Origin of the sequence: Gluconobacter cerevisiae (genome assembly GCF_015244675.1) — a bacterium.
Classification (GTDB): Bacteria; Pseudomonadota; Alphaproteobacteria; order Acetobacterales; family Acetobacteraceae; genus Gluconobacter; species Gluconobacter cerevisiae.
Window position 1 is genome coordinate 125,408 of the sequence record NZ_JABCQO010000005.1, and the last position, 11,868, is coordinate 137,275.

11 protein-coding genes are annotated in these 11,868 nt (G+C 60.7%); 8 read left to right on the forward strand and 3 right to left on the reverse strand.

All coding sequences use genetic code 11. The features are described 5' to 3' along the window. Positions 1-15 precede the first annotated feature (15 nt). Positions 16-1,992 (reverse strand): ribonucleoside-diphosphate reductase subunit alpha, encoded by a 1,977-nt coding sequence (locus tag HKD21_RS07945; RefSeq protein ID WP_194255170.1) that lies wholly within the window; start codon positions 1,990-1,992, stop codon positions 16-18. Positions 1,993-2,331: 339 nt separating this feature from the next. Here HKD21_RS07945 and HKD21_RS07950 point away from each other — a divergent pair, with 339 nt between their 5' ends. Continuing rightward, positions 2,332-2,763: an OsmC family protein gene (locus HKD21_RS07950; protein ID WP_194255171.1), complete on the forward strand. Its 432-nt coding sequence runs from the start codon at positions 2,332-2,334 to the stop codon at positions 2,761-2,763. A 24-nt stretch (positions 2,764-2,787) separates the two neighbouring features. On the opposite strand, the gene aroC is transcribed toward HKD21_RS07950, so the two are convergent. Both aroC and fabI read right to left on the reverse strand, forming a co-directional pair. Next, positions 2,788-3,870: a chorismate synthase gene (aroC, locus tag HKD21_RS07955; protein WP_194255172.1), complete on the reverse strand. Its 1,083-nt coding sequence runs from the start codon at positions 3,868-3,870 to the stop codon at positions 2,788-2,790. A gap of 1 nt (position 3,871) precedes the next feature. Beyond that, on the reverse strand, positions 3,872-4,723 hold the full coding sequence (fabI, locus tag HKD21_RS07960; protein ID WP_194255173.1) for an enoyl-ACP reductase FabI: 852 nt from the start codon (positions 4,721-4,723) through the stop codon (positions 3,872-3,874). A gap of 400 nt (positions 4,724-5,123) precedes the next feature. Here fabI and pdxH point away from each other — a divergent pair, with 400 nt between their 5' ends. The 7 genes from pdxH to HKD21_RS07995 all read left to right on the forward strand — a co-directional run bounded on the left by pdxH (position 5,124) and on the right by HKD21_RS07995 (position 11,804). Further along, complete coding sequence (pdxH, locus tag HKD21_RS07965) at positions 5,124-5,726, forward strand: pyridoxamine 5'-phosphate oxidase (RefSeq protein WP_194255174.1); 603 nt, start codon at positions 5,124-5,126, stop codon at positions 5,724-5,726. Positions 5,727-5,773: 47 nt separating this feature from the next. Further along, on the forward strand, positions 5,774-6,658 hold the full coding sequence (locus tag HKD21_RS07970) for a universal stress protein (RefSeq protein WP_194255175.1): 885 nt from the start codon (positions 5,774-5,776) through the stop codon (positions 6,656-6,658). A gap of 47 nt (positions 6,659-6,705) precedes the next feature. Beyond that, entirely contained in the window at positions 6,706-7,434 is a 729-nt protein-coding gene (locus HKD21_RS07975) for a polysaccharide lyase family 7 protein (RefSeq protein ID WP_194255176.1), read from the forward strand. A gap of 64 nt (positions 7,435-7,498) precedes the next feature. Then, positions 7,499-9,364, forward strand: coding sequence for a glycosyltransferase N-terminal domain-containing protein (locus HKD21_RS07980; protein WP_194255177.1), 1,866 nt, complete (start codon positions 7,499-7,501; stop codon positions 9,362-9,364). Further along, complete coding sequence (lpxK, locus tag HKD21_RS07985) at positions 9,361-10,344, forward strand: tetraacyldisaccharide 4'-kinase (RefSeq protein ID WP_194255178.1); 984 nt, start codon at positions 9,361-9,363, stop codon at positions 10,342-10,344. The genes HKD21_RS07980 and lpxK overlap by 4 nt, the downstream gene beginning before the upstream one ends. Then, a complete protein-coding gene (locus HKD21_RS07990) occupies positions 10,341-11,249 on the forward strand; it encodes a lysophospholipid acyltransferase family protein (RefSeq protein ID WP_194255179.1) in 909 nt (302 codons plus the stop codon). Before lpxK ends, HKD21_RS07990 begins: the two co-directional genes overlap by 4 nt. Before the next feature lie 171 nt (positions 11,250-11,420). After that, on the forward strand, positions 11,421-11,804 hold the full coding sequence (locus HKD21_RS07995) for a hypothetical protein (protein ID WP_194255180.1): 384 nt from the start codon (positions 11,421-11,423) through the stop codon (positions 11,802-11,804). Positions 11,805-11,868: the final 64 nt, after the last annotated feature.

The following is an 11,868-nucleotide window of genomic DNA, read 5'->3' on the forward strand; positions in this document are numbered from 1 at the left end:
TTTCACATCCCGCCATTACTGGCAGGACAGGCACTCTTCGTAATCGCCGCTGCTCATTTCGCCACGCGGGGCGGCCTGAGCGGTGGCTTCGTATTTCTCGTCTTCCAGAATGTCGCTCTTTACCGCCAGTGTGGACACCGCATCGGCACGCTGCACGGACAGGGAGCGGCAGTAATAGAGAGACTTCAGACCCTTCTTCCAGGCTTGGAAATGGATCTGATGCAGGTCGCGCTTGTGTACGTCTGCTGGCAGGAACAGATTGACCGACTGCGCCTGACAGATGAACGGCGCACGGTCTGCGGCATGTTCCACGACCCAGCGCTGGTCGAGTTCGAACGCCGTCTTGAACACATCTTTCTCATCCTGCGTCAGGAAGTCGAGGTTCTGCACGGACCCCTTGTTCAGGGTGATCGCAGACCAGACTTCGTCCGTATCGTAACCGCGCTCTTCCAGAATCGTTTTCAGATGCCGGTTGCGCACCGAGAACGAACCTGAAAGCGTCTTCTGCAGGAACACATTCGCGCTGATCGGTTCAATACCGGGGCTGGCATTGCCCGTGATGATCGAAATCGACGCCGTCGGCGCGATAGCGAGCTTGTGCGAGAAGCGCTCCATGAAGCCGTATTCCTCGGCATCCGGGCACGGACCACGCACTTCCGCCAAATGCTTCGACGCCGCGTCAGCCTGCTTGCGGATATATTCGAAAATCTTCCGGTTCCAGACCTTCGCCATCACGGACTCGAACGGAATCATCCGGGCCTGAAGGAAGGAGTGGAACCCCATCACGCCCAGCCCGACCGAACGCTCACGGGCAGCCGCGTATTTGGCACGCGCCATATCATCCGGAGCGCGGTCGATGAAGTCTTGCAACACGTTATCGAGGAACAGCATGACGTCCTCGATGAACTGCGGATCATCCTTCCACTCGTCCCAGGTCTCAAGATTGAGTGAGGACAGGCAGCAGACTGCCGTGCGGTTCTTGCCGTGATGGTCAATGCCGGTCGGCAGGGTGATCTCGGCACAGAGATTGGATGTCTTCACTTCCAGCCCGGCCAGTTTGTGATGCTCCGGACGGGCGCGGTTCACATGGTCGGAATAGATGATGTAGGGCTCGCCCTGCTCCATCCGCGCCGTCAGGATGCGGATCCACAGACCGCGCGCCGAGACTTTGCGGATCGTGCTATGATCCTTCGGTGACAGCAGTGCCCATTCCTCATCCGCCTCGACCGCACGCATGAATGCATCCGTCACGAGAATACCGTGATGCAGGTTCAGCGCCTTGCGGTTCGGATCACCACCCGTCGGGCGGCGCATCTCGACGAATTCTTCCACTTCCGGATGCCAGACCGGCAGATACACAGCCGCCGAGCCACGACGGAGCGAACCCTGCGAGATCGCCAGCGTCAGGCTGTCCATAACGCGGATGAAGGGAATAACGCCGGATGTCTTGCCGTTGCGGCCGATATTCTCGCCGATCGAACGCAGATTGCCCCAGTAAGAGCCGATGCCGCCTCCTTTGGACGCCAGCCAGACGTTCTCGTTCCAGAGCCCTACGATTCCCGAAAGGCTGTCTTCGGCCTCGTTCAGGAAGCAGGAAATCGGCAGTCCACGCTCGGTTCCGCCGTTGGACAGAACAGGCGTGGCCGGCATGAACCAGTGCCGGGAAATATAGTCGTAAATCCGCTGCGCATGGCCCGCATCCGCGCCGTAATAGGAAGCCACACGCGCAAAAAGCGACTGATAGTCCTCGCCCGGAAGCAGGTAGCGGTTGTTCAGAGTCGCCTTGCCGAAATCCGTCAGCAGGGAATCGCGCGAGCGATCCACCCGCACGGCATGATGGCCGGGAAGCTGCACCACATCATCGAACATATCCGCAGAATTGGCATCTCCGGGAATCGGCGTCTCGCCCACGGGATGGTCGGAAAGCGGGCGCACGTCATACGGTCGGTCGGACTGATCGGACACGTCCATCGTCACGTCATGAAGGGTCATTCGCTCTCTCCGCAGGGCATCTATTTTCGAAATCTTGAGCACTCATTTCCATCACTCCGAACCCGATCGCAAGCACGAAGTTCGCTTGCAAAATCGAAAGAGCTGTGAATTTGAACCATCCCATATCTAGGGAAGGAATTCGTTAATGCCCCTAGATATAGTGCTGATCGCAGAAAACTGCCCCTATCGGACTGTTATCCCAAGAGTTTTCCTCCAACGGGTTTTTCGGGTGTGTGATACCGGTCACAGAGTTGGGAAATTTCGTGAACATCGCGTCGGGCAACGATCCGAAGGGCATCGCGTTTGAGGTTCGAAACCCACATTGCGAAAGAACTCATCATGACGATCAAGAAATCAGCTTCGGCCCATTGGAGTGGCGGTCTCAAGGACGGCAAAGGCACGATTTCCACCCAGAGCGGCGCCCTGCACGATCAGCCTTACGGCTTCAACACCCGCTTCGACGACAAGCCCGGCACGAACCCCGAGGAACTGCTTGGCGCGGCTCATGCAGGCTGTTTCACCATGGCGCTGTCCATGATGCTCGAACAGGCTGGCTTCAAAGCCGAGTCACTGGAAACGAAAGCGACCATCTCGCTGGACAAGTCCGGCGAAGGCTTTGCCATCACCCAGTCTCATCTCACGTTACGCGGCAAGGTTCCGGGCGCGTCCGAAACCGAGTTCCTCGACATTGCGAACAAGGCCAAGGCTGGCTGTCCGCTGTCACAGGTCATCAAGGCGAACATCACGCTGGATGCCACGCTCGAACACTAAAACGTCGCTTGTGCTGGCCGGGGTCTAACGACCCCAGCCGCATTGCGCATGATCGCGCAGAAGATGATCGGCCAGCACACAGGCCATCATCGCTTCGGCCACGGGAACGGCGCGGATGCCAATACAGGGATCATGCCGCCCCTTGGTCATCACTTCGACAGACTCGCCATCGCGCGTGATGCTGGGAACGGGTGTAAGGATCGAACTGGTCGGTTTAATCGCAAAACGCGCCACAATGGGCTGCCCTGTTGAAATGCCGCCCAGAATGCCACCGGCATGGTTGGATGCGAACTGCGGCCCCGGCGCGATCGGATCAGCATTCTGCTCGCCGCGAAGGGCAGCTACGGCAAAACCATCTCCGATCTCGACACCCTTGACGCCGTTGATGCCCATCATGGCGCCCGCCAGATCGGCATCCAGCTTGCCATAGACCGGCGCGCCGAGTCCGGCTGGCAGACCTTCCGCCACGACTTCAACGGTCGCACCGATGGAGGACCCATCCTTACGAACGGAGTCGAGCAGAGCCTCCCACGACACCACCGAACCCGCATCTGGGCACCAGAGCGGATTACGCTCGACTTCGTCCCAGTCCCAGCGGGATGGATCAATGGTCTGACCGCCGATTCCCGTCAGGGCGGCGCGGATTTTCACGCCGTCGCCTACCAGCGCCTTCAGCAGCACACGCGCCACGGCACCCGCTGCAACCCGCATGGCCGTCTCGCGCGCCGAGGAGCGCCCGCCCCCGCGATAATCGCGGATGCCGTATTTCATGTCATAGGCGATGTCGGCATGACCAGGGCGATACCGGGTTGCGATATCGCCGTAATCTTTCGACCGCTGATCGGTATTTTCGATCATCAGCGAAATGGGCGTGCCGGTCGTCTGGCCTTCAAACACACCCGACAGGATGCGGACCTGATCCGCCTCCCGGCGCTGCGTGGTAAAGCGGGACTGCCCCGGCCGACGACGGTCGAGCCAGGGTTGGATGTCCTCTTCGGACAGCTTCAGGCGAGGTGGGCAGCCATCAATGACGCAACCTATGGCCGGTCCGTGACTCTCACCCCAGGTGGTAACGCGAAAAAGCTTCCCGAAGCTGTTGTCCGACATGTCAGGTCCCGGAGCCGACCGCTGCGATGTCCGGGGCATCCGGGTTCTTCATGCCGACCGTGTGGTAGCCACAATCCACATGATGGATCTCGCCCGTCACGCCGCTGGAGAGGTCGGAGAGCAGATACATGCCCGAACCGCCAACGTCCTTGAGCGTCACGTTGCGCTCCATCGGAGCATTGAGCTGGTTCCAGCGCAGGATATAGCGGAAATCGCTGATCCCGTTGGCGGCCAGCGTCATGATCGGACCAGCCGAGATACCGTTAACGCGGATATCGTCACGGCCAAGATCAGCAGCCATGTAGCGGACAGAGGCTTCCAGAGCCGCCTTGGCCACACCCATCACATTATAGTGCGGCATGACACGCTCGGCGCCGAGATAGGTCATGCTGAGGAACGATCCACCCGGATTCATCATGGCAGATGCACGACGGGCGACAGTCACGAAGGAATAGCAGGAAATGTCCATGGCCTGCAGAAAGGCATCGCGCGGCGTGTCGATATAGCGGCCACGAAGATACTGCTTGTCGGCGAAGGCGATGGCGTGGAGCACGAAATCGATCTTGCCCCAGACCTTCTCGATCTCGTCAAACGTGGTGTTGATGGCGTCGTCGTCGCTGACGTCACAGGAAATGACGAGTTCGGACCCGACACTCTCGGCCAGCGGACGGACGCGCTTGCCCAGCGCCTCGCCCTGATAGGTGAAAGCAAGTTCCGCACCCTGTGCCGCGCAGGCACTGGCAATGGCCCAGGCAATCGAGTGCTTGTTGGCGACACCCATGATCACACCGCGCTTGCCCTTCATGAGGGTTCCGGTCACGGGTGCCGGGATATTGTCTTCCGTTTCAGACATGGTGATTTCCTGAATCGCGTTGGCGTATTGAGGGTCGTGGTTGCACAAGCGCCCGTTACAGACAAGACTTTGCGACGATTGCCCGGTTTTTTGCCTTCTGACAGGACATTAAGGCATCACTCCGGCGGACAGAAACTTCCTGACCGTTTTCAGGAACAGGACGTCCTTTCAGTCATTCAGAGGCCGCTACCGGATATTGAAGCCATGGGTTTTCCCCACAACAGGAATGCGCCTGACGCAACCCTGCTGCGTTACTATCCCGTAGCGAAGAAGAGGCTTGAAACGCACCTTCAACGGCGGCGAGATAGCTGCGAGGCGTCAGTCGCGTTATGATTACAAATGAAGCCGCCCGGTCCTGCACCGGTCCGTCATGCCGACCTTTTTTCCCCAGGAGCCTCCGATGTCCGATCTCCCCCTGATTGACCTGAAGGCCAATCCCTTCGCCCTGTTCGCAACCTGGATGTCGGATGCCGAAGCCGCCGAGCCGAACGATCCCAACGCCATGGCCGTCGCCACCTCCACCCCGGATGGCCGTCCGTCCGTCCGGATGCTGCTGCTCAAGGGCGTGGATGAGCGGGGCTTTGTTTTCTACACCAATCTAAACAGCCGCAAGGGCGGCGAACTGCGCGCCAATCCGCACGCCGCGCTGCTGTTTCACTGGAAATCCATCCGCCGTCAGGTCCGGATCGGAGGTCCGGTCGAAGCTGTTACCGCTGCCGAAGCGGATGCCTATTTCGCAAGCCGCTCCCGCATGTCGCGCCTCGGCGCCATCGCTTCCGACCAGTCGCGCCCGCTTGACGCGCGCAGCACGTTCGAGGAACGCCTGAGAGCCGCAGACGAAAAATACAGCGATGGCCCGATCCCCCGCCCCGCGAACTGGTCAGGTTTCCGCGTTCTGCCCGAGGCCATCGAATTCTGGCAGGACCGTCCCTATCGCCTGCATGATCGTGCCGTGTGGACGCGTGATGGAAACCAATGGAACGTCACACGACTTTATCCGTAAATACATCATAACGACGTCACAAAATTACGGCCGGGGAGCCTTCGCCCATGCTTATCGACATCAAGAACATCCTTCTCCCCCTGAACGGCACCTATGAGCTGGACGCCGTCATGTCGGTCGCGCTGGATTTCGCGCGCCGGTTCGATGCTCATCTGTCCGCTGTCGTGGTTGGTTCGGACCCGTCCGAAGTCGCAACGCTGGCCGGCGAAGGCATTTCGGCGAGTATGGTCAATGAAATGATCGACACCGCCATGACTGAGTCCCATCGCCGGGCGATCAAAATCCGCAGGGCTTTTGATGCTTTCATTCACGAGCATGGCATTCGTCGCATCGAGCCCTCACGGATCGGTTCTTCGGCTGGAGAAGGCGTTAGTGCGAGCCTCGACGTCCTTAACGGGACCGAGCACGATTCCCTCACCTGGCGCTCGCGTCTGGCCGACATGACTCTGGTCCCGAATCTTGCCAAGGACGGAGACCCGCGCGCATCCGAAACGCTTCATGCCATCCTGTTCGACAGCGGACGTCCTCTGCTGATTGCACCGCCGTCTCCGCCAAAGTCTGTCGGCAGGCGGATCGCCATTGCCTGGAACGGAACACCAGAGGCCTCGCTGGCCCTGCGCTGCATCCTGCCCTGGGCCCACAAGGCCGAAGCGGTGCAGGTTCTGACCTGTCAGGACTATCAGCGTCGCGGTCCGGGTGCGGACGAGGTCGTGACCTATCTGCGGATGCACGGCATTTCCGCCACATCCCGCGAGTTTGAGGCCGTCAACAGGGACATCGGTATGGGCCTGCTGAACGCTGCCACGGAGTTCAATGCCGACATGCTCGGTATGGGTGCCTATTCCCATTCGCGCCTGCGTCAGATGATTCTGGGCGGCGTCACCCGTCATATTCTGGAGCACGCCCAGATCACGGTTCTCATGAGCCGCTGAACACGCCTGTTGCCGCTTTCTGCCTGCTGACCTGAAGGAACCGTCCCATGTCCCTGCCCCGCCTCCTCTGCGCCACCTGCCTGACCCTCACACTGGCAGGCACCGCGCTGGTTCCCGCATCGGCCATGGACACGCACGCCCCACCACAGGCAGGCGGCTTTACCCTTCAGGAACCGCAGGCACGCCTGAAGCTGCGCCTCGTTCCGGGCCCCACGCTCGCGACTGGCTATCGCAGCCCGTTCTATGAGCAGAACGCCGCGACGGGCGCCATCACTCTGCGGACGGACGCCCTTCAGCCTTCCATCCGTGGCCAAACGGCCCCCGCAACAGTCCTGCGCGAAGGGACGGCATGGTATTTCCAACAGACCCCGGCGGACATGACCGCCACTCTGCACATCGATACATGGCCCAGCAATCAGCACGTTATCATCGGCCAGATCCAGAGCGCGCAGGGGCCTGTCGTGCAGTTGGTCGCGGACGGCAAGCGCTCGCAGGTCACGGCCATCATTCGTAATAGCACCGAGACGCGTCGCGTCGTTGCGGGGACGATCTATCCCGACCGCAGCATCAGCTACGGTCTTTCTTCCCGGCCCGACGGAACGCTGCTGGTCGTCGTGAACGGAACCCGCAATGTATTCGCCATGCCTGCGGCCGCAACCGCCCCTGCCATGTGGTTCGAGGCCGTTGCTGGGCAGACTGGCTGGCACATGCCTTGTCATAGCGATGCGGCACGTGTGACGTTCACATCCCTTGATGTGAATCATCCGGCGCCCTGATGGCTCGATTTTCCGAAATATTCGGTCTTTGCCGCCTGTAACGTCGCGTGCTACCCGACGCGACATGACCCTGTCTCCACGCCTGCTCCGCCTGTGGCTGGGGATCTGCCTGCGCTCAACGCGCTGGCAGGTCAGCGGCTCTCCCCGCGCGGTCGAAACGTTGCTCACGCCCGGTCAGGGAAGCGTGGTCGCCTTCTGGCACCGCTCTTTGGCGCTCAGCCCGGCCCTCTGGTTCTGGGCACGTCCGCAGGAACCCCGTCTGGCGCTCCGTTTCCTCGTTTCACGCAACCCGGATGGTGTGCTGATCGCAAAGATCGTCCGTGCCTGGGGCATTATTGGCATCCACGGATCGTCCAGCAAAAAAGGCAAGGACAAGGGTGGCGCAGCGGCGCTTCGAACAGCACTGAAAGAGATCCGAAGCGGTTCGATTGTCGGAATCACTCCCGACGGCCCACGAGGACCAGCCGAACAGGTTCAGCCCGGCGCCATTGTCCTGTCGCGCCTTGCAGAGTGCGCCGTGGTACCTCTCGGCATGGCCTGCACGAGTCTGCGCCTGCCTTCATGGGACGGTTTTGCCCTCCCGCTCCCCTTTGGACGTGGTGCGCTCATTCTGGGCGAGCCCCTGTTCCAGCCCGACGTTCCTGTTCTTCAGAACGCACTGAACGACGTTTCCCGACACGCCGAAAGCCTTGTACGACACCATCAGTCCGGCGTGAGCGACCGTCTGTGGCGCCTAACGGGAACCCTGCTTGCCCCGGCACTGACCGTTATGCTTCGCATCCGGCTGCACAAAGGCCGTGAACTCCCAGATCGTCTGCGTGAACGTATGGGTTTGGGCAGCACCCGTCGCCCCGCAGGCCGGATTCTCTGGCTCCATGCCGCCAGTGTCGGCGAAACCCTCTGCGCCCTGCCCTTAGCCGATGCCCTGCTGGAGACCAGACCAGATCTGACGCTGCTCTTTACGACTGCCACCGTCACAGGCAGCGAAATCGTCGCGCGGCACCCACTCGCCGGACAGCGGATCATCCATCGCTTTATTCCGCATGACGTTCCCCGCTGGCTACGGCGTTTCTTGAACCTCTGGCAGCCCGAAGGCGCGGTGTTCGTTGAAAGCGAGCTCTGGCCGGGCATTATCGCGGCCTGCTCGGACCGGAACATTCCCGTCATGCTCGTCAACGGACGCCTGTCGGACCGCTCTTCCCGCCGCTGGAACCGCCTGCAAGGCCCCGCACGACGTATGATGTCACGCCTCTCCTGGGTTGCAGCCCGCGGCCCCGAAGATGCGACACGGTTTCGCGCTCTCGGAGCCTCTCCGGTTTACGAAGACGGCGATCTCAAACAGGATGCCCCGCCCCTTCCTTACGACGAGGCGGAATATACCCGTCTGAAGGCCCTGCTCAGGGAACGACCGGTCTTCGTTGCCGCGTCCACCCATCCGGGAGAAGAAGAACTTATCCTGCAAGCCGCAGAAAGCGCCCGCAACCTTCAACCCGATCTTCTGACCATCCTTGTCCCGCGTCATCCCGCCCGTGGGGCGGAACTGGCAGAGCGTTTCAATCTCCCCCGCCGTTCCGCAGGACAGGACCCAACGCCACAGACCTCTGTCTGGCTGGCCGATACCCTGGGCGAACTTGGTCTATTCTACAGACTGGCCGACCGCTGTTTTCTGGGCAATTCACTGACCGGAAAAGGTGGCGGCCACAATCCGTTTGAACCGCTGCGTCTGGGGGTTCCGACAGCAACCGGCCCAAAAATGGAGAACTGGCGAGAGGCAATGGCCACTGTTTCTGATACCATCCATATCGTGAACGATGTGGAGTGTCTGACACGATGGCTCGAATCCCCTCTCCCGCCCGTCAGGACCACGGGATTGCAGCGCTCGGTCGTGAGCGTCCTGCGAGACCGCATCCTCAGAACGGTTGAACGATGAGAGGTCGCCCACCCCGTTTCTGGCTGCATCCAAGGCGCAGCCTTACCGCCCGCCTCCTCAGGCCGTTCTCTCTCGTTTCCACGACCCTTACCCGCCGCCGCCTCAGACGGCCCACGTTTCATGCTCCTGTTCCAGTCCTGTGCTGCGGCAACATCACTACGGGCGGCACAGGCAAGACTCCGCTCGCCCTCGATCTCGTGCAGCGCCTCAAAGACCGCGGTCATCACCCCCATATCCTCAGCCGGGGCCATGGCGGGCGCGAACGAGGCCCCATCGACGTCAACCCCGGACGCAGCACCGCCCGCGATGTGGGCGACGAACCACTCCTCCTCGCACAGTCCGCACCAACCTGGATCGGCGCAAACCGGGCTGAAACCGCGCGTCTCGCCGTGGGTCAGGGGGCGGACTGCTTGGTCATGGATGACGGCTTCCAGAATCCTACACTTCACAAGACCGTCTCCATTCTGGTGGTGGACGGCATAACGGGTTTCGGCAACGGATGCGTTCTTCCCGCAGGCCCGCTGCGAGAACCTCTCCCGGACGCCCTGTCCCGCGCACAGGCGGTCGTCGTCATCGGGGAAGACAGACACAACCTGCTCCAAACATTTCCACGCCACCTCCTGACCGCACAGGCCAGACTGGTTCCCGGACCTGAAATCCGTACTCTTCAGGGACGCAGGGTCGTGGCATTCGCGGGAATCGGGCGGCCGGAAAAATTTTTCGACATGCTGCGTGACGCCGGCGTCACGCCCATCCGCGCCCTCCCGTTCCCCGATCATCATGCCTATACGCCCCGCGATATTCAGCGCCTTGAAGCCCTCAGCCGGGAATCGGGCACCACACTGGTCACGACTGCGAAAGATGCCGTGAAACTGCCCTTTCCATTCCGCACACAGGTGAAGGTCATCAACGTCGAACTGCTCTGGGCTGATCCGAAAGCTCCCGAACGCCTTCTCGATCTGCTGTTCAGCGCTCCATGACGTCTTTTCTGTACCGCGCGGAAACCCTGCTGATTAGCGGGCTTCTGGCTCTGATCCGCGCCCTTCCCGCAGCCGCAGCCTCAAACCTCGGAGGCGCCGTGGCTCGTACGATCGGACCAGTGCTTCCCGTCTCGAAAATAGCGGACCGGAACCTGCAACTCGCCATGCCCGAACTCGATGCCATCGCCCGACGACGCATCGTGCGGGACTGCTGGGACAATCTGGGCCGGACGGTTGGCGAATTCCCCCATATCGGCCGCCTGAAATACAATACGCCCTCCGGCGCGGGATGGAGCGTCGAGGGCGCAGAACATCTTGAAGCTACAAAGGCCTCGGATCGACCGGTCATTTTCTTTTCCGGCCATATCGGCAACTGGGAACTTATGCCGCCGGTTGTCGCACGGTACGGCATGCCATTTGCCTCCTTCTATCGGGCGGCCAGCAACCCTGGCGTCGACGGTCTGATCCACAGCCTTCGTCAGGAGGCCATGGGGCAGGACGTGCCAATGTTCCCAAAAGGAGCCAAAGGCGCACGCTCGGCCCTGAAACATCTCTCCAAAGGCGGTCACCTGGGCGTTCTGGGCGATCAAAAAATGAATGACGGAATCGAGGCCTCCCTGTTCGGACGCCCCGCCATGACAGCGTCCGCCGCAGCAGTTTTCGCCCTCAGGCATGATGCCCTGATCGTCACCGGCCATGTGCGCCGTGACGGACCTGCCAGACTCGTGCTTGTGGTTGATCCGCCCTTTTCGCCGGAGAAAACGGATGATCGCGCAAAAGACGTCCTCGCCCTGACGCAGCTTTTCAACGACCGTCTCGAGTCCTGGATCCGCGAAATTCCGGGGTCCTGGCTCTGGCTGCATCGCCGCTGGGACAAATCACTGTACCGGAATATGACAACATGATGTTGAGCTATGCGTTTATGGCATGGCAGATTTGTCACAGTAAGGATGGTTTGTGTCGCAAAACCTTCTTCGGACGTTATTAAAGATTGTGAATTGCCCCTTTTGAATCCTAGCCTGAACTCATCACCACGGCCCGGGTGCCTTGCCCGGCTTTTTGATGAGGACTTCCTGATGGCGCAGGTGGCTCACCTTCACGACCTTTCTCACAGCCGCAGCACGAGCAACATCGTGCCCCTGCGACAGGGCCTGCTCCCGCGTCACCGCGAATATCTGCTGCGCTGGCTTGAAGCCGGACAGCGTATGGGTGTTTTCGATGCGGAAATTGCGGATGCGTCCCACGACGTCATTAATGTTGATGGAAGCGCGCCTGTCGATCATGTTCTGGTCTGGGTCCGTGAAAACCCCGATCCCGCTTACATGCTCCGACCGCAGGGCATGCGCTGGGTGCTGATCGACCAGATCCGCGATCATGAACTGGGCAGCTATGCCAGCTTCGAGCTTGCCCTGCATGTCATCCGCCCGGTCCTGCCGCTCGCGGAGACCTGCGCCGCCTGAACCTGAGTCAGGGTTTTCTCAATCAGACACAAAAAAAAGCGCGCCACTCGGAAGAGCGGACGCG

Bases quoted from the DNA above. Each gene is read 5' to 3' on its own strand.
- HKD21_RS07945 (WP_194255170.1), bottom strand. From the start codon at position 1,992: ATGACCCTTCATGACGTGACGATGGACGTGTCCGATCAGTCCGACCGA.
- HKD21_RS07950 (WP_194255171.1), top strand. From the start codon at position 2,332: ATGACGATCAAGAAATCAGCTTCGGCCCATTGGAGTGGCGGTCTCAAG.
- aroC (WP_194255172.1), bottom strand. From the start codon at position 3,870: ATGTCGGACAACAGCTTCGGGAAGCTTTTTCGCGTTACCACCTGGGGT.
- fabI (WP_194255173.1), bottom strand. From the start codon at position 4,723: ATGTCTGAAACGGAAGACAATATCCCGGCACCCGTGACCGGAACCCTC.
- pdxH (WP_194255174.1), top strand. From the start codon at position 5,124: ATGTCCGATCTCCCCCTGATTGACCTGAAGGCCAATCCCTTCGCCCTG.
- HKD21_RS07970 (WP_194255175.1), top strand. From the start codon at position 5,774: ATGCTTATCGACATCAAGAACATCCTTCTCCCCCTGAACGGCACCTAT.
- HKD21_RS07975 (WP_194255176.1), top strand. From the start codon at position 6,706: ATGTCCCTGCCCCGCCTCCTCTGCGCCACCTGCCTGACCCTCACACTG.
- HKD21_RS07980 (WP_194255177.1), top strand. From the start codon at position 7,499: ATGACCCTGTCTCCACGCCTGCTCCGCCTGTGGCTGGGGATCTGCCTG.
- lpxK (WP_194255178.1), top strand. From the start codon at position 9,361: ATGAGAGGTCGCCCACCCCGTTTCTGGCTGCATCCAAGGCGCAGCCTT.
- HKD21_RS07990 (WP_194255179.1), top strand. From the start codon at position 10,341: ATGACGTCTTTTCTGTACCGCGCGGAAACCCTGCTGATTAGCGGGCTT.
- HKD21_RS07995 (WP_194255180.1), top strand. From the start codon at position 11,421: ATGGCGCAGGTGGCTCACCTTCACGACCTTTCTCACAGCCGCAGCACG.